The organism is Flectobacillus sp. (assembly GCF_049240685.1).
Taxonomy (GTDB): Bacteria; Bacteroidota; Bacteroidia; order Cytophagales; family Spirosomataceae; genus Flectobacillus.
The window spans coordinates 1-24202 of record NZ_JBMLSD010000150.1 but is presented as its reverse complement, the minus strand read 5'-3'; the positions used below and the strand labels follow the sequence as shown (position 1 = coordinate 24202).

General features: G+C 38.7%; 18 protein-coding genes and 1 tRNA gene. 5 read left to right on the top strand and 14 right to left on the bottom strand.

The features are described 5' to 3' along the window. Positions 1-481 precede the first annotated feature (481 nt). The 6 genes from ACOVQ4_RS06935 to ACOVQ4_RS06910 form a co-directional block, all read right to left on the bottom strand. Positions 482-1264, bottom strand: coding sequence for an SDR family oxidoreductase (locus ACOVQ4_RS06935; RefSeq protein WP_421819925.1), 783 nt, complete (start codon positions 1262-1264; stop codon positions 482-484). Between the two features lie 8 nt (positions 1265-1272). Beyond that, positions 1273-2100, bottom strand: coding sequence for an amidohydrolase family protein (locus tag ACOVQ4_RS06930; RefSeq protein WP_421819924.1), 828 nt, complete (start codon positions 2098-2100; stop codon positions 1273-1275). A 379-nt stretch (positions 2101-2479) separates the two neighbouring features. Beyond that, complete coding sequence (locus ACOVQ4_RS06925) at positions 2480-3337, bottom strand: fumarylacetoacetate hydrolase family protein (RefSeq protein WP_421819923.1); 858 nt, start codon at positions 3335-3337, stop codon at positions 2480-2482. A gap of 53 nt (positions 3338-3390) precedes the next feature. Continuing rightward, positions 3391-4059 carry an SGNH/GDSL hydrolase family protein gene (locus ACOVQ4_RS06920; protein ID WP_421819922.1) on the bottom strand — a complete coding sequence of 223 codons (669 nt, stop codon included), beginning with the start codon at positions 4057-4059 and terminating at the stop codon, positions 3391-3393. Between the two features lie 95 nt (positions 4060-4154). Next, positions 4155-4919, bottom strand: a complete 765-nt coding sequence (locus ACOVQ4_RS06915; protein ID WP_421819921.1) for an SDR family NAD(P)-dependent oxidoreductase — start codon at positions 4917-4919, stop codon at positions 4155-4157. A gap of 241 nt (positions 4920-5160) precedes the next feature. Beyond that, positions 5161-6819 carry a UxaA family hydrolase gene (locus ACOVQ4_RS06910; RefSeq protein ID WP_421819920.1) on the bottom strand — a complete coding sequence of 553 codons (1659 nt, stop codon included), beginning with the start codon at positions 6817-6819 and terminating at the stop codon, positions 5161-5163. A gap of 540 nt (positions 6820-7359) precedes the next feature. Here ACOVQ4_RS06910 and ACOVQ4_RS06905 point away from each other — a divergent pair. From ACOVQ4_RS06905 to ACOVQ4_RS06885, 5 genes are all read left to right on the top strand, one after another. Then, the gene (locus ACOVQ4_RS06905) at positions 7360-8010 is read left to right on the top strand and encodes a redoxin domain-containing protein (protein ID WP_421819919.1); all 651 of its coding nucleotides are present in this window, start codon (positions 7360-7362) and stop codon (positions 8008-8010) included. Between the two features lie 823 nt (positions 8011-8833). Further along, entirely contained in the window at positions 8834-10039 is a 1206-nt protein-coding gene (locus tag ACOVQ4_RS06900) for a sterol desaturase family protein (protein WP_421819918.1), read from the top strand. A gap of 343 nt (positions 10040-10382) precedes the next feature. Beyond that, the gene (locus ACOVQ4_RS06895; RefSeq protein WP_421819917.1) at positions 10383-10706 is read left to right on the top strand and encodes a DUF952 domain-containing protein; all 324 of its coding nucleotides are present in this window, start codon (positions 10383-10385) and stop codon (positions 10704-10706) included. Positions 10707-11387: 681 nt separating this feature from the next. Further along, positions 11388-11461 (top strand) — tRNA-Arg (locus ACOVQ4_RS06890). Positions 11462-11635: 174 nt separating this feature from the next. After that, positions 11636-12853 carry a tyrosine-type recombinase/integrase gene (locus tag ACOVQ4_RS06885; protein WP_421819916.1) on the top strand — a complete coding sequence of 406 codons (1218 nt, stop codon included), beginning with the start codon at positions 11636-11638 and terminating at the stop codon, positions 12851-12853. Here the strand turns inward: ACOVQ4_RS06885 and ACOVQ4_RS06880 are convergent. The 8 genes from ACOVQ4_RS06880 to ACOVQ4_RS06845 all read right to left on the bottom strand — a co-directional run. After that, positions 12839-14335, bottom strand: coding sequence for an ATP-dependent nuclease (locus tag ACOVQ4_RS06880; protein ID WP_421819915.1), 1497 nt, complete (start codon positions 14333-14335; stop codon positions 12839-12841). The two genes, ACOVQ4_RS06885 and ACOVQ4_RS06880, sit on opposite strands and share 15 nt — an antisense overlap. A gap of 29 nt (positions 14336-14364) precedes the next feature. Continuing rightward, the gene (locus ACOVQ4_RS06875) at positions 14365-15795 is read right to left on the bottom strand and encodes a hypothetical protein (RefSeq protein WP_421819914.1); all 1431 of its coding nucleotides are present in this window, start codon (positions 15793-15795) and stop codon (positions 14365-14367) included. A gap of 1 nt (position 15796) precedes the next feature. Beyond that, a complete protein-coding gene (locus ACOVQ4_RS06870) occupies positions 15797-20035 on the bottom strand; it encodes a hypothetical protein (RefSeq protein ID WP_421819913.1) in 4239 nt (1412 codons plus the stop codon). Between the two features lie 64 nt (positions 20036-20099). After that, positions 20100-20618, bottom strand: coding sequence for a hypothetical protein (locus ACOVQ4_RS06865; RefSeq protein ID WP_421819912.1), 519 nt, complete (start codon positions 20616-20618; stop codon positions 20100-20102). A 1-nt stretch (position 20619) separates the two neighbouring features. After that, complete coding sequence (locus tag ACOVQ4_RS06860; RefSeq protein WP_421819911.1) at positions 20620-22695, bottom strand: DUF5977 domain-containing protein; 2076 nt, start codon at positions 22693-22695, stop codon at positions 20620-20622. A gap of 1 nt (position 22696) precedes the next feature. Further along, on the bottom strand, positions 22697-23164 hold the full coding sequence (locus ACOVQ4_RS06855; protein ID WP_421819910.1) for a hypothetical protein: 468 nt from the start codon (positions 23162-23164) through the stop codon (positions 22697-22699). A gap of 106 nt (positions 23165-23270) precedes the next feature. Next, positions 23271-23462: a crAss001_48 related protein gene (locus ACOVQ4_RS06850; protein ID WP_421819909.1), complete on the bottom strand. Its 192-nt coding sequence runs from the start codon at positions 23460-23462 to the stop codon at positions 23271-23273. A 9-nt stretch (positions 23463-23471) separates the two neighbouring features. Then, the coding region (locus ACOVQ4_RS06845; RefSeq protein ID WP_421819908.1) for a hypothetical protein at positions 23472-24202 on the bottom strand (731 nt) is incomplete at its 5' end.

The following is a 24202-nucleotide window of genomic DNA, read 5'->3' as shown; positions in this document are numbered from 1 at the left end:
TACTGGACAAAATTGAAGTTACTAGTTCAAGACTTAGTCTTGGACTCATTTTTTTAACAGTTTTAAACTGTTTTTAAACATTCATTAAAAAAGCCTAAATACCTTTTCTCTTTTTGTCCAGTAATTAGACGACAGATATATTTTTGTATAATCATTCCAATTTCTTAAGGGATTATTTTAAATCCTGAGCACATTATTTAAACATGATGTTTCTTGAAAAGTTTCCAATCACATCATAGTTTCCTCTTAAAATGATGACTTATTACATCTCTATCTGAGAGCGCAAACAGCCGCCTTTCTTTTAGCGGGCGACTTAAGTCGCCCGCTAAAAGAAAGGCGCTCGAAAAATAGATTTCGAACGCCTTTTCTTGATTCTATAATTGTAAACAAGTTAAGAATTAAGTTATGATAATTACGACCATAAAGTATTGATAATTAAAAAACTGTATTCACAACTCGAAACTCATAATTCAGCATTAAGCTATATCAAAGCTCTATCCAAATGAACATATCCTCCATCCACGTGGATGAGTTGTCCAGTAGTATGACTTGAGCGTTTTGATAATAAAAATGCCACCATGTCCGCAATTTCTTGCGAAGTCGTCATTCTTTTTCCTAATGGAATTTTATCAGTAATTTTTGATAAAGTTTCTTCTGGATTTGGCAATGATTTGATCCATCTGTCGTACAATGGTGTGTAACACTCGGCCACCACCAAGGCATTCACACGGATACCAAATGGCAGTAACTCAACCGCCCATTCACGAGTCAAAGCATTTCGGCCACCATTTGAAGCAGCATAAGCTGAAGTTCCTCCCTGACCAGTTTCGGCAGTTTTGGACGTAACATTCACGATAGAACCTTTTGATTCCTTCAAATATGGCAACGCGTGATGTGCCATCAAGTAATAGTGAATCAAATTGGAATGTAAAGACTTCATGAAGCGCTCATAATTGCCACTTTCTAAGCCAACACCATCATTGACCCCAGCATTATTGACAAGTCCGTCGATGCGACCAAAAGTAGTAGCAATCTCCTTAATCGCCTTCTCACACTCGGCTGGTTCACTCAATTCTGCCACAAATGACCATGCCTGACCACCAGCAGCCTGAATCGCCTCTACGGTACGGAGGTTGTCTTGTTCGTTGCGACCAACAATCGCTACAAAAGCTCCCTCAGCAGCCAGAGACGTTGAGATACCTTCGCCTATACCTTTTGCACCACCAGTTACAATGATGACTTTTTCTTTAAGTCCTAAGTTCATTTGAAAATTTAGAGATTATAGAATTTTTGAGCCGTACCACCCATAATTTTCTTCTGCTCTAGTGGAGTCAAACTACCAATAAATTCAGTTACAATACCCAATACTTCTTCGTATTGTCCTGCAACTAAGCACACTGGCCAATCTGAGCCAAACATAAGGCGTTCGGGTCCAAAAGCTTTGAGTACGGTTTCTAAATACACTTTAAAATCAGCAGGTTTCCAACCCTCCCATTCTCCTTCGGTAATCATTCCTGATAATTTACAATACACATTTTGGTGTAAAGCCAACTTTTTGATTTCGGTTTGCCAAGTACCATATTCACCACTCTTAATATCGGGTTTGGCAATATGGTCCAGTACAAATTTTTGTTCAGGAAATAGCTTCACAAAACGGATAGCTTGGTCGAGTTGGTAATGATAAATCAGAATATCGTAGGTAAAATCATACGCACCTAACTCAGTGATACCTGCTTTGAATTTAGGACGAAGCATAAATTCGGGGTCAGTTTCACCTTGTACTATATGACGAAAACCTTTTACGATTTTAAATTCTGAATAATATTCTAAGCGGTCATATACATCGTCGGCCATTAGGTCAACCCAACCGACTACACCCTTGATAAAGTCATTTTTAGAAGCCAGCTCAATCAAAAAATCGGTTTCGGCCTCAGACTGGTCTGCTTGCACAGCCACACAGGCGTCTATACCGTTTTGTCGAAGGATGGGTGCTAAATCTTCTGGAAGAAAATCTTTGCGAATCTTCTTCATTTCATCATTTATCCATTCGTGTTTAGCGGGGTCGTATTGCCAAAAATGTTGATGCGAATCAATTTTCATAATGTCGTTAGTGAATTGAAGGATGGTTATTGTTCATTTTCACAAAATGGTATCTCATTTACTTTAAGAGACCCATTTTTGTTTTGAAATGTTTCGAGAAGTAAGCTGAAGTTATTTGTTAATAGTTTATCTGTCACTGGAACAACCTCATAATCAGAGGTGTATTATCATTCTTTATTACAGATATACTATTAATTTTGTTTGCAATTGGCATTAGGCTGAAAATATCTATTGCCTACTGCCTACGGCTAATAGCCTAAAGCATTTTCTAAAGAAACATTTCAAAACTCAATATACAAGCGTAAGTGAATTTGGACAAACCTTTTAGCGAAATACCAGCGCTTACTCGGTCAAAACCTTCAATTTTACTCTATGCAGATTAATTTCTAGACCAGTTTTTGGCAACTTGTTTAGACGTACCCAAGTTTTCGATACCCAATTCAACGACGTCGCCTTCTTTTAAGTAAATTGGTGGGTTGAAGCCCAAACCAACACCTGGAGGTGTTCCTGTTGAAATAATATCACCTGGCAATAAGGTCATAAATTGACTTAAATAAGAAACTAAAGTTGGGATTTTGAAAATCAATTGGTTGGTGTTACTGTTTTGGAAAGTCTTTCCATTAACGGTCAACCACATTTTCAAGTTATTGATGTCCTCAATTTCGTCTTGAGTAGCCAAAAACGGTCCCATTGGTGCGAAAGTATCACATCCTTTACCTTTAGACCAGTTACCGCCTCGTTCGATTTGAAACTCTCTTTCTGAGACATCGTTGTGTAAGCAATACCCTGCTACATAATCCAATGCTTCTGACTCGTCAACATATTGTGCTTTTTTGCCAATGACAAAGGCCAATTCAACCTCCCAGTCAGTCTTTACTGAATTGCGAGGAATAATAATATCATCGTTCGGACCAGAAAGAGCTGTCGTTGATTTGAAGAAAATGATTGGTTCTTGAGGAATCGCAGCGCCAGTTTCGCGAGCATGATCTTCAAAGTTTAAGCCAATACAAACAATTTTTGAAGGACGAGCCACACATGAACCCAAACGTACATCTTCAGCAACTTCTGCCAAGGTACCTTGATTAGACTCTAACCAAGCTGCCAAGCGAGTTAGACCATCATTTTCAAAAAACTGTTCGTTATAATCTTCACCAAAACCAGAGGCATCATATCGTTTTCCGTCGATTAGCAAGCCTGGTTTTTCTTTACCTAATTCTCCAAATCTTATTAGTTTCATGATTCTATTTTTTCAACTAAACTATCGTTGAAATATTTAATTAAAAGTTTTGATTACAATTTTAACAATTCTGCCAACATTAATTCAGCCACAGTACTGTTGCCAAGGTCGTTCAAATGAACACGATCGGTTGTTAAAATACCCGAATCTTTATTAGATGGATTGTTTGCCAAATCATAGGCCAAAAAGGCTTTTCTCAAGTCAACCAATGGAAGGCTATTTTTTTCAGCCAGTTTGCGAATAAGGTTTGAATAATGATTCATGTCGCCATCTTGTGGATTACTAAAATCATTTTTCTCTCCAATCACCGCTGGCGTACACAATACCACTTTAGCGCCACTTGCTTTAATCTTATCGATAAGTGCTTGATAAAATCTCACAAATTTATCTGGGTCAGTTCCTGTACCAGAAGTGGTTTTGTGCCAAACATCGTTTACCCCAACATAAATAAAAACCGCATCTGGCTTTTTTTCTAAAACGTCGGATTCGAGTCTAAGATATAAATCATATACTTTGTTTCCTCCTATACCTGCACCAATTAATTCATATTTTGAACCAAGGTTTTTACCAGATAATAACTCACCAATGCGAGTGATGTAACCGTTAGGTTTAACACCAGCTTGTGTAATAGAGTCGCCAAAGAAAATAACTTTTTTAGGTTTGTCAGCAACAAAAGAGGCTAAAGCTAATACCGTAAGAAGGGCAAAAATTGTTTTACGCATCTGTTTTGAGATAATTAATAATTGATTTTTAGTGTTGGGTAAAATACTCACGCCATTTCATTAGTCTTATCCTTTCTTGACAGGAAAACAAACTCTTAGTTATTCAAACGGATAAATCCACCATCAATCGGGTAGTCTGTACCTGTGATAAATGAAGCTTCATCAGAGCATAAATACAAGGCAAGTGCAGCTACTTCCTCAGGTTTTGCCATACGACCAATCGGCTGAGTAGCAGAAAGTTTCTCAAACATTTCCTCCTCACGACCAGGGTAATTTTTTGCAATAAATCCATCTACAAATGGCGTATGCACACGCGCTGGCGAAATACAATTACAACGAATATTATTTTTGATATAGTCTTTCGCTACCGAAAGCGTCATGGTTAATACCGCTCCTTTTGACATAGAATAAGCAAAACGGTCTGGCAAACCAATAGATGATGCGATAGAAGCCATGTTTAAAATTACACCGCCTCCATTAGCTTTCATCACTGGAACAACCGCATAAAGTGTATTGTAAACACCCTTTACATTTACACTGTAAACTCTTTCAAAGGCGTCAGCATCACAATTTTCCAATGAACCCACGTGAGCAATACCAGCGTTGTTGACCAATATATCTACTTTCCCGATGCTATTAATCACTTCGCTAACTTGGGCTTGATTACTTACGTCACACGCATGAACTTGCGCTTGTCCGCCAGCCTCAATTATTTCAGACACTGACGATTCTCCAGCAGAAGCATTCAGTTCTAAGATATGAACTGTGGCACCTTGCTTTCCAAATAATACTGAGATAGCCTTACCAATACCGCTACCTCCACCTGTGACTACTGCTACTTTTCCTGATAAACTAAACATAAGATGTATATTTATTTGGCTGTTTAAAATCGCCAATGGATTGTTTTATTTCTTGAAATTGCATTAGGCAATAAGCTGTAGGCGTTAGGCCAATAAGCCTGCTTGAATTCATGTTTTTTTTGCCAAAAGCCAACAGTTGAAAGCCGAAAGCACACGTGAGAATTAAATTCAGCACTCATACTTATTCTGAGATATTTCCGAAATCCAAAATCTGAAATCCGAAATAATTCATGATTAAGACTTAAAGGCTTACTCCTCTTCTCCAGAACATAAAATCATCTTGTCCTAGCTCCATTGCTTTGGTTTGGTACTCACCAGAAGCCAAACCGATAATATATTCTAAAACCATCTCGCCCATTTCTTCTACTGATTTTTCTCCTTCGATAATTGGTCCGCAGTCAATATCTATGATTTCTGGTAATTTTTGAGCCAATTTTGTATTCGTCGAAAGCTTTACCATAGGACAAATTGGGTTACCTGTTGGCGTACCCAAACCTGTAGTGAACAATTGAATCGTGGCACCAGCCCCGGCCATGCCTGAAGTAGCCAAGACATCATTACCAGGAGTACAAACCAAATTCAAACCAGCTTTAGTGGCATATTGTCCATATCCCAAAGCATCTACAATTGGTGCAGAGCCCGCTTTCTTGGCAGCCCCAGCCGATTTGATAGCATCTGTAATCAGACCATCTTTGATATTACCCGGCGACGGGTTCATATCAAAACCTGCTCCAACAGCCTCTGCTCTTCTGGCATATTCTTTCATCAAATACCCAAAATTATCAGCCACCTCAGCTGTTACAGCACGGTTTTGCAATTCTTGTTCAACTCCACAAAGTTCAGGAAACTCAGCAATCATCACATTGGCACCAAGTGCAACCAACAAATCGGCGGTGTGCCCAATTGCAGGATTGGCAGAAATACCTGAAAAACCATCAGAACCACCGCATTTTACGCCAACTCTTAGTTTGCTCAGAGGGGCAGGCTTTCTTTCGATTTCATTAATTTGAATCATTCCAACGAATGTTTGACGAATAGCCTCCGCCAACATTTGTGACTCGCCCGAACCTAAATCTTGTTGTTGTTCGAGGATATATAATGGTTTTTCGAAATTTGGAGAAATTTTATGGATGGCATCTTTCAAAATACTCACTTGCGAATGCTGACAACCCAAACTCAAAACGGTAATACCAGCCACATTAGGATTGACGCAATAGCCTGCGAGAAGATTACAGAGATTTTCGGAATCTTCACGATTTTCGCCACAACCACTTTCGTGCGTTAGAAACTTAATCCCGTCAACGTTCTTGAATACACGATTTTGACGATAATCTGATTTCTTTTGTTGGAAGGTAAAAGTTTTCAAAGAATCAATGTCAGCCCCTGACTGATAGGCATCCAACAAGGTACTAACTTGATCGAGATACAAATCTGGTTGTGCATATCCCAAAGCCTTCAAAAAGGCTTGCTTCATGATATTGACATTACGATTTTCGCAAAAAACTAAAGGAATCACCAACCAATAATTTTGCGTACCTACCTGACCATCAGCACGATGATAGCCCATGAAAGTACGATTTTTCCATGCAGAAACATCTGGGGCTTGCCAGGTGTAATCTTTTAGTTTACCTTGAAAAGGCTCAGAAGCATGTTTTAAGTTAAACGTATGAATCAACCCGCCAGCAGGAATAGGCATTTGTGCTTTCCCTACCAAAACACCATACATAGTAACCTCATCCCCTTGGTTTAAATCATCGATTGTGAACTTATGTTTAGCAGCGATATCGTCTTTTAGAATGATTTTTTTATTGTTAAAAATCACTTCGTCACCCTTCTTCAAATCACAAAGAGCTACCAACACATTATCAGTTGGATTAATTTGTAAAAATGTTCTTTTCACAGTGTATCTTTCTTTTGTTATCTGCTAGAAGAAGGTACAATTTTTAAATTATACTCTTTAAGCTGCGCAAAATTTGTAAAATATTCCATTTAAAAAGCCTAATAAACAAGAAGTAAGTGGGTATTTTGTGTTTTAAGGATAAGATAATAGGCAATGATGCAACAGGCAAAGCGTGTTAAATTATTTTCTAGTTATGATAAATCTGTTTTTTGCTGAATGCCGAAAGCCAAATAAATAAGAGTATTTTTTTTATGATAAATAGCTTTTGCCAAAAACCTACTGCAAAGCATATTAATTAAAACTATCTTAGGCACCTCAGATGAGGCTTTCTGCACAAGGACACCAATTTTACACCTTCACCGCCTTTACAAAAATCTCATTAAAATTAAAATATCATCATTTAAGTACATTATTCATCTTTTACTAAATTAATTCATTATTAATCTATAAAGTTTATAGGATAAATAGTTTATTATACTTAACTTTGTACAATCAATCAAGAAATAATAACTGGTCAAGATATAAATACCGAAATTAGATATGCTAACAAATCAAAATAGATATGAACTGAATTGGGATGTGACGCTTCCTATAAATATAGGTAAAAACGCCTCTAAGCCAACAAGTAATATTGCTGTAGGAAAAAGAATTGAGACAATAGAGTTCGACTACAAAAACTTAGTCGCTCAAAATTTACCCTATACCTTTATACACCAAAACCCTGTACAACTCAAGAAATTACTAGGTCGCAAGCCTTTGGTAATTAGCTTTTTATCATCTGGCTGGAATGAGTACGGTATCCAACATTTACAAAAACTACAACTCGTCTACCAAGAAATTTTAGCGATTGGTGGAAACCTTTTGGTGATTGTAAATGCCAAAGTAGAAGATGTGAGAGATTTTCAAAGACATTTTAACATTGGGTTCAATCTACTCGCAGACCCTGAACAAAAAGTGGCTAAAAGCTTAGGACTCTATCATGAAACTTATCCTGTTTGGGATTATGTATCTGGAATTTCGGAGGAAGTTCCTGTACCTGCTACAATTGTGATCAACACCCAAGAAAAGGTAGTATATTCGACAGTTGATGCCAATTTTGACAAACCTTTTCAACCAACCGAAATGCTAGCCGCCGTTTTTGGTGCGACTAAAAATATTCCTGTGGTGATTCGCCAAGAGTTGGCAGCCTAAAGTTTTTTATGCTATGAATTCAAGGGTCATTTGGGGCGTTATTATTCAAAAGGTTGATTGAGAACGACTAGTTATTGACAAATTAAAATTCATTTTTTTTGACCTATTAGTATATTAAACCTATAGATTAAAATGAATAAATCAACAGAATACATAACGAATGATTTTCTAAACAAATCTGAATTAGGGATAAGATTCTTGTTATCAGTAGTAGCGATTATCATAATTGTATTAATTGGCTTTAGCGTATATTATTGGGGGTTACCTGATTGTTAGGTCTTAAGTTAGTACTCAAAATAAATTTTAACTTTTGAGACTTTGGCTTCCGGCAAGACTATATCTATCGTTACTAAAAAACATTTTAACACTCTTTGCCTTGTGCCTGCTGCCTTGTCCAGATGATAAAAAACTTAAATATAATTTTGCTCTTTTACCTAATATTTATTGAAAAAATTGGTTGGTAATCCAAGACATTCAACATGTGTAAAGAATAGCAAGTGGCATTTCAAGCAAAGAATGGATGATTTTGTACTGCTTGAATGCCACTGACAAATAATAGTGAAATCATTGAGATTGTTTTTGGAGAATTGTATTCGTCATTGGGCATTGCCTTCATGGGCAGCCCAATGGAAGAGTCTTTTAGTAAAACAAAAAGCATAAAAGTGTTTATGAAGTTTTGAGCCGTGAGCTCAGAAAAAGCATATCTACAGTAATGAAAATATGTTAAAAATCATTGTCTTGTACTTCCTATACCTCAACCCAAATTTTTACAAGTACTTAAATATCGTATTCCCAACACTGTAAATTAAACTGTTAAAATCCTATGCATACTAAATATCTGGCGTTTGCTATTCCACTATTTTTAGTTTTTATGGGGCTTGAATATCTAATTTCAAAGTCACAGGGAGAAAAGTTTTATCGTTTCAAAGATACCGTTGCCAATCTAACAATTGGTATTGCCGAAAGGTTACTCGATTGTTTTAGTATCGGAATATTCTATTTTTATTATGACTTTTTAGAAAAACATTTAGGTATTTTCGACATAAAATCAGGTATATTCTCTTGGATAGCGCTGCTATTATTAACAGACCTCCTATGGTATTGGTATCATAGGTTAGGTCACGAAGTCAACATTCTGTGGAGTGTTCATATTGTACATCACCAAAGTGAAGAATTCAACTTTACGGTTTCGGCTCGAATAACCATATTTCAAGCCATTGCACGTACCTTTTTTTGGTCTATCTTGCCAATCATTGGTTTCAATGCCGATATGATTAGCATTGTTCTTTTGATACATGGTATATATCCCTTTTTTACTCACACCCGTACGGTCGGGAAATTAGGTTTTTTAGAATACATTTTTGTAACACCCTCACATCACCGTGTGCACCACGCCAGCAACGAGCAATACCTCGATAAAAACTACAGTGATATGTTTATCTTTTGGGATAAATTGTTTGGAACTTTTGCAGAAGAACAAGAAGCCCCTACGTACGGTCTTACCAAGCCATTAAAAAGTTACAGTTTTCTATGGCAACATTTTCACTATTTATTGGAGTTAATTTACGCTTGTAGACAGACAAAATCATTATCCGAGAAACTAAAAATATTATTGGGTAAGCCCGAAACCATCAATCCCAATGTGAGACAAGAACTTGAAAAACGATTCATTATTCAGTACAAAGAAAATCAAAACAGCAAACGAGTCTACAGGTATGTCACAATTCAATTAATCGGACTATTGATTGGCTTATTTTTGATTATTTATTTCCTAGAATATTTGGATACAACCTCTCAAGTTTTGTGGTCTTTTTTCATCTTAATTTCTTTAATCAATTGTGGGGCGCTACTCGAACAAAAACGGTGGATTATTTATTTGGAAGTCATTCGCTTGATTCTGGTAAGCGCCTTGCTACAGTTCAACTATCCAAGCACCGAAATACTTTTAGGTATTGGATGCAGTGGATTTTTGATTGTAGCATTTAGTAAAACCCTTAAAAACCAGTATTTCAAACTAGTTTTTGGATAAATCGCAGTCTTGTCTTATCACATAAAACCCTCAAAATCAGCCTTATGGAAAATAGTATAGTAATCAAGAGAAGTTTTTCAATTAGCAAAACTCTTCATAAACTTGAATCTGCTCTTCTTTGGTGCATAGTAACTGTGGTCTATTCTGGCTTATGCATTATTTTAGGAAATCATTATTTTTTTTAATCGACAAGCAGCAGCAGTTTTTCAGCTAATGTGGTGTTTTTAAGATTGATAATTAGCAGTGAATCGAATAAAAATGTTCTAAAAATATTTTGCTAGGACTCCATCCTATCTTGGAATCTTCGTCGATGGGCTTATTTTTGCATAAAATTCAAAAAAATATGCTACTTCATCATATCGTATCGCCTGAATGGTGGGACAAATTCACCGATTCGAATTTCTATGAGTCCGAAACCTTACAGCAAGAGGGTTTTATCCATTTTTCTAAGCCAGAACAAGTGGAGGCTACCTTAAATCGATTTTTTGTGGGGATACCCAAACTTATACTACTTCACATCGAGGAAGAACTTTTAGAAGCTGAACTTAGATATGAATCTGCTGGAGACCATGGTGTTTTCCCACATCTTTATGGCGCCCTAAATAAAAATGCAGTTATAAAAGTAGAAATTATTGAATCTTCATCAGATGGTAAGTGGTATCTTTAGATTTTGCTAGTATCTCATAGACCAGAATCAAGATATAATATAAGGCATCCTCAAATTGCGCTGAGGGATTTGAATTTGACAAGTAAAACCTGATTTTTATCAAAAAAGGATGTCTAATTCGAGTTAGCGTATCAAAAGAGGCATTCGAGCGTATTTTTTCGAATGCCTCTTTTCGTGAACATCCAAGACCTTTCAAGAATACACAAGCAAAATTCTGTCCTTTGTAAAACTCGAAAGGCTACCCATGAATAATCAAAATTGGGGTAATAGACGGAAAGAGTGATTAGGTAAAAAATGTTTATCAGTGAAGACACATTGAGTGGATTTATAGATTAGCTAATTAGGCCAAGTAAAATCGAGTTTGTTGGCACAAAAAAAGCAAAAATAAATATATCTAGGCAGCAACCAGACATAAATAAAGGAGTTTTTAGGTCTTCATGTAAAAAAAAGTATATTTTTTTTGAAAAATTAAGCATTTCATAACACCTCCTGTAACAGCAAAATAATCTTCTGAAAAAGAAATATTTACGACCAATATACGAATAGTATTACGGCTCAATTAACCGAAAAAATGAAGTTTTTAAGGCCTTATTGTAGATTTTTTTTCTTGAAAAGTTTGGGATTTTAAAATCATTCGTCTAATTTTGCATCATCAAAACAGAAAAACACTGTAAGAAAAAAGGTTTCGTAGCTCAATTGGATAGAGCATCTGACTACGGATCAGAAGGTTTGGGGTTCGAATCCCTACGAGACCACTAGAAAGAAAACCTGATACGTTCAGGTGTAAGCATTAAGCCTCACAATAACATTGTGAGGCTTTTTTGTTTTCGTACTTTTGCACCACGTTGCACCAGACGACACCAGAAAGAAAAAAAAGTTACACCAAAAAGGTGCTAGTATTGTTACACCACTTATGTTACACCAAAATTATGTCTGCAATATCTTTTAACATTGAATTAGACCCCAAAGAAAAGAAAAACGGGAAACACGAAATACGCATCAGAATGAGCCAAAATCGCAAGCATAAGCGGTTTAATGTTGGCTTTGCTATCGAAAAAAAGCTCTGGAATGCCGAAAAACAACAAGTTCGGGCGACTCACCCGCTTTCGACCATTATAAATGCGGCAATACAAACTAAATTAATGGAGGTTCAAAAAGAGTACCTTCAATCGGTTCCTTTGGAGCAACCGATTTCTATAGCCGAACTCCAGAAAAAAGCTAAGCGTGATGTTGCTGGTGGGGACTTTGTATCGTATTTTAAAGAGCGTTTAAATACTTATGAAAATGGGTCAACCCGAAGAACATTGGAAAAAGTCCTTGCTAAACTGGAAACTTATCTAAAAGGGAAGGAACTCTACTTTACCGAAATCAACCACGATTTTCTGGATAACTATGTAATTCATCTTCGAAGAGTGCTTGGAAACTCAGATAGTACCATACATCATAATGTAAGGACACTTCGAGCTATATTTAATCAGGCATTGGTATCTCAGCGATATGTACCTAAAGGTATATCGCCATTTTTTGGATATAAACTTTCTAAAGGAAAGAGCAACAGAAGTAAACTAAACATTGAGGAGATTGAGAAAATTGAAGCTTTTCAACCTGCTGAAGGAACCAACCTATTCCATGCAAGAAATTTCTTTCTACTCTCTTACTATTTATTAGGAATGAGAGTTTCGAGTATGATTAAACTAAAGTGGTCCAACATTGACGGGAATCGTTGTAGATATCAAGCTGCAAAAGGAGACAAGCCTATGGACGTACTAATACCTCCTAAAGGTTTAGAAATTTTAGAATTTTATAGAAATGCAAACAAACGAGGCTCAGAGTATATTTTCCCATTTCTGAAAAAGGGCGAAAAAATTGACCCATCATCCAAGGAGGATGCTCAAAAGCTGGAGTCAATCACTGCAACTATCAATAAAAATCTTAAAAAGATAGCAGGCGAATTAGGTATTGAGAAGAATATCTCCTCCCACGTAGCAAGGCATTCATTTGCCTATACTGCACGAAAAAGGACTGGTAATGATATATATGCTATTCAAAAAGCTCTCGGTCACAGCTCTGTATCTGTAACCGAGAATTATTTTGGGAGTGAGGAGACGATTGAAGCAGATGGTTTATCAAAATTATTGTTTGAGTAATTCACTTTCAATTTCTTTTAATTTATTTATGACTTCGGAAGCACTTTTTTCAAATTCTGAGCGAGCTAGTTCCGAATTACTATTTATCCAATCGATTACTTTGAGGAGTAGTTCTTTTTTTAACCTTGATTTATCATCTTTACAATTCCTGATTTCCTGAAAATCAGCATCAAATACCGGAGGGTAGTACTCTTCAAAATCATGTTTAGAAAATTGACTAAATCGATTAGAATATACTTTATCTATAAAACATTTGTGAAATTCTTCAATCACTTGAGTTTCTTTTTCTCCTGCATCAAGAATTACCCAAATTGCATTTTCATACAATTCGTGCATATGTAGAAATACGAATAAATCTTTTAATGAATTGTATTTCGATTTGACATTTGTAAACCCTCTGCAAGAAAAGGTCTTCACCTTATGTCGAAGACCTGGGACAAACCAGTCTATAAGATACCTTATTATAGTTTCTGCAGAGGATTCCTCAAGCAGTATCCAATATTTGTAGAAAAAGGAATCAAATACGTCGTATCCTAACTCCTTAAGCAATTCTATTCTTTCATCAGAAGTACTTACTTCTTGTATTGTTGCCACTACTTCTCTTAAATCAAATTCATTAGTTTGGATTTCAGACCGTATAGCAAACACCTTAGCACTTTCTGATGCACCTAACTGTTTTAGTACAACACTTGAATGAGACGAAATAAAAAATTGATTTGTTTCAGATTTTTTTATTATCAAATTCATTAGCTCCTTCAGAGCACCAGGATGGATATCATTCTCAGGCTCTTCTATTAGAACTATTTTCCGTTCTGCCATACATATTTCATAAATGAGACCAAGTAAATTTGGCACACCATCTCCCATAGCTTCAATCGCTATATAGGCACCATAATAGACCTGAAAACCTAATGTTTTTCCTCTAGGTACTGGAATTGTAGTGACTCTGAACCCCAAAATCTTTTCACAAGATTCCTTGAAAAGTTCAAAATTAGGATGTGAATCATTATTTATTGAATCAATTTTGGGAATGATATTGTCTAGCTTTCCAGTAAATGAATTAACAGATTCATAGCCAATCTGTTGATTGTATTTTTCAACTTTACGACCTGACCAAAAAGGTAGGATATAGATTTCATCTTTCTCAATGTAGAAATCTTGATTTTTAAATAAGGCGCCTTTCTTGGCAGTAGAGGAGTACAATGGAATACCTCGGTTAATTGCATTTCCCATTAAAATAACTTCGTCTACTTCAATCGTTCGAGAATAATGCTCTAATTGGATAAAAATTCGAGCACTATCATATCCGATTGAAACATCTTCGTCATTTAAAATCTGATTTTGAAGAGAATACACAGATTTTAGAATTGTAGATTTTCCTGAGTTGTTTTTACCAACAAATAAATTAATAGTTGGACTTATTTCTAAGAAAGCGCTTAAGAAACCTCTGAGTGTAGTAAGCGAAATGGTTTTTACAATCATAACTATTTTTTTAGCACTAATATAATTAATTATCTAATCCAAGCCTCTACCTCGCTTGCTTCTGAAAGTGGCAATTGCGTTTTTATAGAGGCTATATAGTAATCTCGTCCTTTGTGGTGAAAAGCCATATTTGCCCCTGAAGTTCTGTGAAAGTCGGTATCAGCTAGGTCCAATGCACTTAGGTTGATACTCAGGGGGCGCATAGAGGCTGTTAGTCTCCAGCTCTCGTATTCACTCCAAAAGTTATCAACCAAATTGTTTGCTCCATGCCAGGCTAATCGAATACCTGGCATTTCGTTAGTGGCTGTTGGCAATCCGTTGACCATACCATTCCAAAACAAGATTCTAGTTTTGAAGGTATTCGAACCTTGATTAAGTCTTGTCGAAACTCCCGCCTGTTTGGCAATTGCCAAGCCAGTGGCCGTGTCCTTGGTTAGAGTACTAATCCTCGTTTTGAGGCTAAACAGTTGCCCAACTACTCCCTGCTCCTGTGGAGCTGTAGTATATTTTTCAAAATCTGAAGGAGGTACTTTCATCAAATCGTCATTACTTTCACGCTCCCAGTCCAGCTCCAGACGGTTGAGCTTTTCGGGAGTACGGCGCTTGGATGGGGCGACCTTACCCGTAAAGTTCAACCGGGTTTCGCTGTTCATTAGTGTTTTTCCAAATTTCCCTACTAGTTTTCTTGCCTGAACATCGAAGAAAAATACCACGTTGAAAAGCTTGCGTAAGTCTAGCAAGAAATCGACTATCGTTTGCTCTTCAGGCAAATGATTGGCATATTCGATGGTCGTGCGGTCGTCGAGCGAAAAGGTATTATACACAAGCATTCGCTTGTATAGTTCGCTTGTGAAAAATTCCCCTTCTACTGTGAAGTTGCAAAGCGCTTGCATTCGCTCGAACAAATACCGGACAAATAGCATAGGTACTTTGGTACTGTCTGCTATGTATGCTCCTGCATTGTAGTCGTTCATCCGACCAGTGTACCATGGCGCCGACTCGTTACCGTAGAAACCGCTATTGATTATAACAGGCAAGGCATACTTTGCCGTTAAGTGGTCTACATTAGCCCCAAAATTGGCTGGTATAGCCTCGGCTCCAAGCGGTAACTTATTGAAAGTTGTCCGCTGATAGTCTCCGAAAAACTCGCTTAGGTTTTGAGTGAAAGCAACTATATAACCCTCTTCAGATACGTCAACTAGGTAAATAAAACCACATTCAAAGAGGACACCGTAAGCATACTTTTCGCATAAATACTGCACTGAGCTAAGCTGACTTTGTGGCAAATAGTACCAGTTGAACAGTTGGTCTGATACTGGAGAAAATGGTATTACAAAATCATTGACTTTTGACCCTTGCACAGTCGAAAAGTCAAAGAGTGGGTTGTAACGTTCGAAAACTACCTTATTGGTGCTTTGCCAAGGCACTTGTTTACCGTCGATGAGCAAATAAAAATCCATATTACTTCAAGTTTGATTTGGCCGTATTGGCTTCAATTCGTCCTAATGTGTGTAAAATATCGCCTGTTCCTGTTGGCTTATCTCGAATTTGGTCGAGTTTTTGGCCGTGTGCCTGAAGCTCCGACAGAATATAACGTTGTAGCATTATTGCAGTCGCTTTGAGATTCTTTTGTTCAGCTCTCCACTCGTTTTCTGACTTAGTTTTTGCGTCGTGGAGCTGTCTCTTGAGCTTCCAACCTTCGTCAAAAAGGTCCTGATGTTGCTGCATAATTTCGTCGATAGCTGCATTCCAAAAAGTCTTATTATCGATGGAATGTTTTTGAGCAAAATCAAGCTGTTTTCGGAGTGTTGAGACCACTAGGGCAAAGGCATCGCGCTGAGACTTGTCGATATCGTTGAGCTTCGTAACATTATCCTCCAACAATTCTTTCGACACCTGGGCAATTGAATTGATGGATTTGAATACTTTGGTGTGGTCATTGAAAACGTCCATGAATGCCCTGGCAATTTGAACAATTTGGTTATTATTCAAATTGGTCAACTTGAAATTCTGATTATTCGAGTTCTTGAGCAAATCTCGCATATCTGCGGTATTTTGCTTAATCTCTGCCATATCCTTAGCCGATTTCTTCGACTCCTCCATCATGGCATCCGTATTAGCTGGAGTGATAGAGGAGCTTGAGCTACCACCACCAGAGCCGTCGGTACTACCTGTATCAATTGTTCCTCCATCGGCATACATTCGATTGCCTGAAGCTGTCAAAATACCTCCGTTTGCCATCGTGATAGGTGCGCCGTTTTGGTACATAGAGCTACGTAATAACTTATCGACAATTGGACCATTGTTCTTATAAGTATTCCGGCTTAATACCATTACAGGCTCACCGCCTTCAATTTCGCCAACTTCCTGACCCGTGCGACGGTTAATCATTGCAATACCTGCTTCTCCATATTTGCTACCATGGGAGTCGCCTTGACTTACAAAAGCATTGCGAGGAATCGAAGCGCCTGAGCGTGCAAATACTTTTCCTTCAGAGTTTACAACACCCCCAACACGACCTTCAAATTTTTGTCTTGATATATTTGCGACTTGGATACCACCTGCAACCGCAGCAAGTGCCGCCATGATAGCACCAATAGGCCAGCCAAACATGGCGAATGACTTCAAGGCTGCCTGAGCTGTGTTGATTACAGCTTGGGCAATATTCATCTTTTTTTCACGCTCAAAGGCATCTTTTCGAGCCTGACGCTCTTTGGCTGCTGCTTGGGTATTAATCTTATCTTTTTCCGCTTCAAATTGTTCTTTCGTTATTTTTCCACTATCGTACTGTTTTTGCCAGCTTTCGAGTTGAGCATTTTTTTCGGCTGTAATCTTTTGCAATTGACTTTCAAGAAACTGCTGGTTGAGCTTTTTGAGCGTTTCAATTCCCTGTGATGCAGCATCCGAAATTTGTTGCGTTTTTTCGCTAAAATCCTGAAGCTTTTTGAGGTTGGCGTCCTTATCATTTTTGACTTTATCAGCCAAAAACTTCATGAACGAGGTAAAATCGCCCTTCATGGCCGCATCTAATCCCTCAAAAAACTTTTTGTTATTTTCCTCGCGCTGTTTGTTTTGCTCCTCATTCAGCTTGGTTTTATCCTGCTGAAACTTTTGCTCTTCGGTCGAAAGTTTAGCCTTTAGTTTGGAGTCGATGTTCTCGAGAGCAATGCGCCTCTGGTCGGTATCCGAGATACTTTCTTGAATCCGGGCTTTTTCGGCTGCCGCTTCGTTGGCTAACTGCTGTTGCTTGTATCTCCATTCGGTTTCGAGTAAGTTGCGTTTAGCATCCCACATTTCAGCCGAATTTTTCTTTGTCAGGTCTAATGTATTTTGTGCCTTAGCAACTTCAGCCGAAAATTCTGCATCAAAGAGGGCTTTGGATTCCTTCAGACGCTCGTCTCTTAGCTTTTTCTCTTCAGCCGCTGTTTTGTCGCGAAGTTTTTTATCCTCATCATCCTTTTTCTTGCGAAATTCAGCTTCTGCTTTGTCAATTTCATTGATTCGCTCTTTTTCAAGTTTTTCAAGGGCATCGTTTTTCTTGGTTTCCGAAGCAATCGAATTTTTGATGGCATCGGCTTCTTGCTTGTACTTGAAATTGATTTCTTCTACTTTGCGTTTTTTCTCATCGGCAATTGCCTTAATTCGCATCGTTTCGAGCTTCTTATCCAAGTCTTTTTCAGCCTTTTCGGTATCAGCTCTAAGTTTGTCATCAGCCTTTTTCTGTTGGGCAAGTTGCTTTTCTTTCTCCTTTTGCTTTTTCTCAAGTTCCTTTTTTTCCTTATCGGTCATGGTATCTTGAGTCTTGGCGTGCTCCTGCTGAATCTTAGCATTTGTGGCCGTGGTCGTTGCTACGTTTGCCGTATTAGTATCCGACCACATCTTTTTGATAGAGTCGAAATTTGCTTGAGCATTTTTGGCAAGGGTATCAAAATTCGCCTTTGGATCTATTTTAAAGTTTGAACCAAAAAAGTTGGCAACCTCCTTTCCTTTATTGATTACAGCATTCAGTCCATCCATAAAAACATTAATGGCCGTAAGTCCCGCCAAAAATGCTGTGGCAACCGCCTTGAGGGAGAAAGTGATATTATCGATAACCGTTTGTAGGAAGCCTGATGACTTAGCACCATCCATCCAAGATTCAAATAGGCTTACCGCAGAGTCCCAAACTCTTCCAAAAATGTCGCCTAAGCTGTCAAAAAGTTTCGAAAGAGGGTTTGTACCAGTAAATAGGTCCTGAACGACTGAAATACCCCAGTTCATTGCATCGATTAGTAAGCCAAAAACAGGCTTTAACCCTTCACCGATAGTCAGTTTGAGGGTGTCAAAATTATCCCCTAAGTTGGATACACGCCCTTCAAGTGTTTGACTAATTGCTGCCATACCACCAACAACACCTTCTAATTCACCGAACGAAAGCAAAGCTGCTTGTATAGATTCGGGAGTGTTAGCAACTGTTTTTTGAACTCCTTTGAAACTTAGCTCCACTTGGTCGCCCGACTTTGACGCTTGAATACCGAATTCCTTCAGGCGTTCGAACTCACCAGTGGCCGCATCAAGAACAGCTTCTGTAAGTTGGTCAAAGCTTTTTCCTTGTGAAGCAGCTATATCACCGAGTTTGCGCATTTCTTCCATAGAAGGTTGAATACCTCGGTTGATATATTTTACATAGCTTTCGGTAAGTTCATCGACTGAAAAAGGAGTTTCGGCCGCAAACTTTTTGATGTCGCCGATGGCCGCAGAAGCAGCTTCCTGCGAACCAAGCGAGTTTTTCAAAACAGCCTCGTACTTTTCGAACTTTGCTGTAGTCTCAAAAATTTCCTTACCGAGCTCCATCACTTGAGACGCAAGTCCTTGAGCAAGGTCTAACAATCCTGAGCCTGTGAAAACACCTACTGCCGAGGTTTTCATTTTGTCCCACAGTGACTCTTGCTTGTCCACCTCATAGCCCAAATCTTTCATCTGCTTTTCTACAGACTCGATGCGACCATTGACAGTATTAAGCTCTTTGAGTTTTTCTATCCATTCATCAGAGCCTACAGTGAGTTGATGGAGCTCCGATTCTAACTTCTTGGCATGGGCTTGGAGCTCACTGAAGGACGCACTATTAAGGTCGATTTCATTGCCAAAACCCTTCATAGCCGCCTTAGCATTGTCTATCATGCCATCGACTTTTTGGATTTCATCCAATTTGTCAAGCCATTCATCTGAGCCAATTTTGAGCTGATTGAGCTGGGCGTGGAGTAGCTTGGAGTGCGCCTGTAGCTGGTCCATTGAAGCAGTATTAAGGTCAATTGCTTGGGCATTGTCCTCAATCACTTTTCCGAAATTTTTGGCAGCATCTTTTGCCTCAGCAATAATGCCGTTGACAGTATTAAGCTCTTCTAGCTTTGCAATCCATTCATCTGAGCCAATTTTAAGCTTATTGAGTTCAGACTGAAGCTGTCGTGAACGAGCTGTCAGCTCATTCATACTTGCATCATTCAGGTCGATGTTGCTTGTGAACTCCTTGAGCTCGGCATTAACTTCACGTTGTCGCTCCTTCAGCTCTTTCCAAGCTTCTGAGCCAACTTGCCCCGACTCCTTCATATTGCGGAGCTCTTTATTAATCTCTCTAGCTTCAGATTTTAAGCTTTCAAGACTAACTCTTGGTTCTTCATCCTCAAGTTCGAGGACGACTTTTGCTTTCTCTACAAATTCCATCTATCACAAAAAAAAAGTCACAATGCAATTTGCATCATGACTTTTTATCTATTCTGTTCGCATTTTAGGTGGTACCAGAAAGTTCCTGTGCTATCTGCCAACTTACGAATTCAGATGTCAACCATTTGAGGCGTTTTTTGGCCGTGTTAATCATCTTCATTTTGTTTTCATTGTACCAAGTTCCACGATATCCACGCTTAGCACTCACCGCCATTCGTTTGCTTTTTGAAAATGCCCATGCTAAGCGATTGACGTCGGCAATACTTTCGACTCGTTTGTTCTTATATCCTGGCACGTAGGCAAACTTTGTAATACCCGTTTTTTCGATGAAAAATTCCATTGCATCGGTTGGGGGCATGTGCATATTATAGCTCAATACCTTCATATCCTTATAGCGCCCATACCCATCAAAAACAATTTCCCCCGCAATTCCTGTAGCTTTTTTGACGACAAAGCGTTGAAATGAGTTTTTCAGCTCATCCGTCAACACTAACCTTTTCCGCTCGATGGCATCCTGAAAATTCTTTTCAGCTTCTTGCATGATTTCAGCCATCATTTTTTTTAGTTCTGCATCGTAATTCATATTATTCTACAGACAAATACACCGTTGCCGATGATGGTATAGGGGTCGGAAACGTGACAGTGACATAATAATTATTTGCTTGAAACTCGGCTGGCGTAACTACTCGATTGACTTTGAGCACACCATTATAATAGAGCTTAATAGTCTTTTGGAGTAGGTTACCACCCATAGTCATGCGATAATCAAAACCACCGCTATCACATGGCAAAATACAATCATTCGAACCCTGCGGATACTTAACAGATGCAGGGTTGGTATTAGACTGAATAGCCCAACCAACGCCATACACAACGTCGGCACTTGTACCATAGGCGCCAGGTCCTCCGTAGAGCTGTCCGCCTGAGTCTCCTCCGGATTTATCAAACCATCGGTAATTGAACTTACCTGCGGGCACTCCTCCAGCTATAGCATACAGCTCTGGAGCAATTGAACAGGTAGCACCATTGGCAGGATTGTTAGCATATTCCTGCGTATTGAGCCTACTCCAAGCCGCTTCGGCCTTTGCATTTGCATCAGCTTGAGACAGCTCCGAGCCATAGGCCTGAGCCGGTACTACAACAACTGCTTTTGAGCCTGTTTGTCCATTTGGGCAATTATTACGGGTGTAGGAACCTACTCTATTGATTGCCACAGACAGATATGGCGTTGTCGATAAAGCACAAGCATTGGTCGGTACTGGTGGAATGTAGCCTTCAGAATCGGGCGTATTAGGCTTAATTTGTAGAGGCTTTACTCCAGCTCCCGTATCGAGGTAATACTTTTCGATAATGTTAACTTGCTGAAGCCCCGCACGTCGTCCGTTCGCATCTAATAAACATCCTCCATATTGGTAAGGGCGCCAGCTCGTTGGGCGCTCCACCTTGGCTGCTGCAATAGGCAATGGGGTTACATTTGTTTCACGGTTCGAGTACTCAAAAGTTATCTCTCGACCTGTCAAATTATCGTCATCCTGTTCCTTTAGTAAGGAGTCATTGACGATTACAAGGGGTATATATTCCCTATCAGTCACAAGGATAACTTGTTTTGTGAGCATTAGGTCATGGTATTTCCAAAGCTCTTTTTTGGATATCCATCCCGTGTTTACTATCAGCTCTCTAAAGCCATTAACTCGGTTAGTAGTACGCTCGGAAAATGTAGGGGAGTAGTTGAAAGGCTGTTCTCTTTCAAAAACTTGTCTGGATACCTTAACATTTTCAGTGGCTTGACCGGTGAGGCAAATGGTATCAAAACCGCCAATGCTATTTTGATAGATTATGTATCGAATATTTCTTTCGTAGGAATAGTCGATATCATATTGCCTCGCCTCTGTAAGTCTTTGTTGAAATTCGTTAGATAGCCAAACTTTGTAGGACTTTACAACCTTTGGTAATGCTCCTAATCCAAGCACTGTTGGACCAACAGGCACACAGTACACCGTATAAGGGATAATGCCCGACAGCTCGGCACGGCTAATAACTTCGCTAGTATTATCCTCATAAGTCACCTCGACCCTTGTGGTGATCTTAGCGGGTGTCGGTGAAATGTTAGATAGCCAATACAAATATTCGGGCGCATCTTTTCGTACCTTTTTGGTAGTATCCTGAAAAGTGAGAAAAGACCTGCGGGCGCCGATATAGTTTGTAAAAAAAGTATCTTTCCACTCGGCAAAATATTCTTCCTGAATACCTCCTTTGATAGCCCACAAAATTTGTCCAGTACCACTTTGCTCTGTGGTACCTTTCTTTGCTTTGTAAGCTGTGTAAAAATTAACAGTTGCCTCTGGGCAAACAGATATTTTTGACTGTCCAAAGGTTGGAGGTTTGATGCCTAAATATGAATCAATCAACTCTTCGATACTGAAGGTTGCACCTGGAAAAACTTTGGAGGTACCAATCATGTAGGGAGGCTGTTCACTTGCCTCCTGTGTAGCTTTTTTCTCGAAGGTACTAGCACGATAATAGGATGGCAAAAACACATCGAGGTAATATCGAATGCCAGCTCTATTAACTACATCAGGGTCGAAAGCATCGACGGTAATTTCAATCGGATTTCGACTAAGGCACATAGGCTCAAAGGTCGAGTTTGATAGTGCATCCATATTAATTCAAAACATCATTTGCGTGAAAAGAAGCCTCAAAATTGAGGATATAGCCATAATGGCTTGAGTTGAAAAGGAAAGGGTTAAGCGGTACCTTTTGCATACCTGTCAGCTCGCAAACAATTATGGCTTTTTGGTTATCTTCTTTGAGCTTATTTTGAAGGTTTTGGAGTAGGCGAACTGCCTTTTGGTATGCCTGAATACGGGTAAGCTTATCATCCAATTGACCAGAATACATACAGGTTACAGAGAAACGGTATTTCTCCATCAGGTTTGACATTTCGTTATTCTCGGTTAAGATGTGAGGTAGGTCAAGCCATAAGCAAGGATAATGAAAAGCCTCTTGAGTAGATGCTTGCATGACATCTTCTTCAGTGCCGAAAACGAAATAGGGAGCATCGACATGATTTTGGGCAAATTGCTCAAGGTAATTAGAAGTACTTTCTAAGTCTGAAAATATGTAATTCATCTTCGTAGCTGTTTTTTGATGAAATTACATATTGAGAAATAGGATTATTTGGACTTATTTCAAACAAGAACGGGTGTCGTAAGATACAACACCCGTTCTTGTTCTTTTATAAATATGAAAGTCGCTCTGTCAAAATTTCACTATAAGTTTTCATAATAAGCAACTGCGATTTCAAAAGTGATTTTTGAATAGGGTCAACTTTTCGAAAATCTTTACCAGAAATAAATATTTCGAGTTTGTCAATTTTCTCATCGAGCTGTGCTTTTTCATCATTTAGACAGTCTTTAAATGTATTCATAGTGATAGTTTAGTTTTCAAATTTTCGACGCCATTCTTCCTGCGCCTTGAGCATATCTTCTTCCTCCTTTTCCGCCTTTACTTTCTTATGTTTGAGATACATATAGATGGTTTCGATAGGCGTTGCACAAACAGCATTGAAATTGCCATAAATTCCCGATTCTGAAACGTCCTCTAGCATAGCAATACATCCTTCGCCTGAAGGGAATAAAGGTTGCATTCCTTCAGCCTCTTCAAACAGGGAGGTATAACGGTCAATGAAGCCTTTGAGCATATTGCTGTAATATTCTTGTACGCCAGCAACAACCCCAAAACTTAGCTTTTCCTTGAAAACGGCCGCACGCTCGTCGGCAAGGATAGTATTATACTCCTCTCTTACATCCCCATTCCATTTTGTAGAGTTTCTGAATTCTAAAAGGTCTTTGCGCTCTGGACGGCAAAGGGTCGCCACTAGACTAAAAGCAGAATCAAAACGGGAATGATTAGTAAAATGCGCATAGTGGAGTAATGACATAGCGTACTCGATAGCACTTGTGTTTGAAAACCGCTCCCCTGGCAAATAGTACTTCACATCGTCTACTTTGAAATATTCGAAAGGTTTCTTGGTAACCTCAAAGAATTTCACCCAATCACTTAAGCGATATAAGGCAAGTCGCTGTTCAGTAATAAGCAGCTTGAATGCCTTATTGGGTATTCGACTAAGCACCAATGTGATATCTTTCCGGATATCGTTGTAAGTTT

What these genes read in the sequence shown, in the direction of transcription:
- ACOVQ4_RS06920 (WP_421819922.1), bottom strand. Translation starts at nt 4,059, where the DNA reads ATGCGTAAAACAATTTTTGCCCTTCTTACGGTATTAGCTTTAGCCTCT.
- ACOVQ4_RS06930 (WP_421819924.1), bottom strand. Translation starts at nt 2,100, where the DNA reads ATGAAAATTGATTCGCATCAACATTTTTGGCAATACGACCCCGCTAAA.
- ACOVQ4_RS06905 (WP_421819919.1), top strand. Translation starts at nt 7,360, where the DNA reads ATGCTAACAAATCAAAATAGATATGAACTGAATTGGGATGTGACGCTT.
- ACOVQ4_RS06895 (WP_421819917.1), top strand. Translation starts at nt 10,383, where the DNA reads ATGCTACTTCATCATATCGTATCGCCTGAATGGTGGGACAAATTCACC.
- ACOVQ4_RS06885 (WP_421819916.1), top strand. Translation starts at nt 11,636, where the DNA reads ATGTCTGCAATATCTTTTAACATTGAATTAGACCCCAAAGAAAAGAAA.
- ACOVQ4_RS06870 (WP_421819913.1), bottom strand. Translation starts at nt 20,035, where the DNA reads ATGGAATTTGTAGAGAAAGCAAAAGTCGTCCTCGAACTTGAGGATGAA.
- ACOVQ4_RS06915 (WP_421819921.1), bottom strand. Translation starts at nt 4,919, where the DNA reads ATGTTTAGTTTATCAGGAAAAGTAGCAGTAGTCACAGGTGGAGGTAGC.
- ACOVQ4_RS06935 (WP_421819925.1), bottom strand. Translation starts at nt 1,264, where the DNA reads ATGAACTTAGGACTTAAAGAAAAAGTCATCATTGTAACTGGTGGTGCA.
- ACOVQ4_RS06860 (WP_421819911.1), bottom strand. Translation starts at nt 22,695, where the DNA reads ATGGATGCACTATCAAACTCGACCTTTGAGCCTATGTGCCTTAGTCGA.
- ACOVQ4_RS06900 (WP_421819918.1), top strand. Translation starts at nt 8,834, where the DNA reads ATGCATACTAAATATCTGGCGTTTGCTATTCCACTATTTTTAGTTTTT.
- ACOVQ4_RS06875 (WP_421819914.1), bottom strand. Translation starts at nt 15,795, where the DNA reads ATGGATTTTTATTTGCTCATCGACGGTAAACAAGTGCCTTGGCAAAGC.
- ACOVQ4_RS06855 (WP_421819910.1), bottom strand. Translation starts at nt 23,164, where the DNA reads ATGAATTACATATTTTCAGACTTAGAAAGTACTTCTAATTACCTTGAG.
- ACOVQ4_RS06925 (WP_421819923.1), bottom strand. Translation starts at nt 3,337, where the DNA reads ATGAAACTAATAAGATTTGGAGAATTAGGTAAAGAAAAACCAGGCTTG.
- ACOVQ4_RS06865 (WP_421819912.1), bottom strand. Translation starts at nt 20,618, where the DNA reads ATGAATTACGATGCAGAACTAAAAAAAATGATGGCTGAAATCATGCAA.
- ACOVQ4_RS06880 (WP_421819915.1), bottom strand. Translation starts at nt 14,335, where the DNA reads ATGATTGTAAAAACCATTTCGCTTACTACACTCAGAGGTTTCTTAAGC.
- ACOVQ4_RS06850 (WP_421819909.1), bottom strand. Translation starts at nt 23,462, where the DNA reads ATGAATACATTTAAAGACTGTCTAAATGATGAAAAAGCACAGCTCGAT.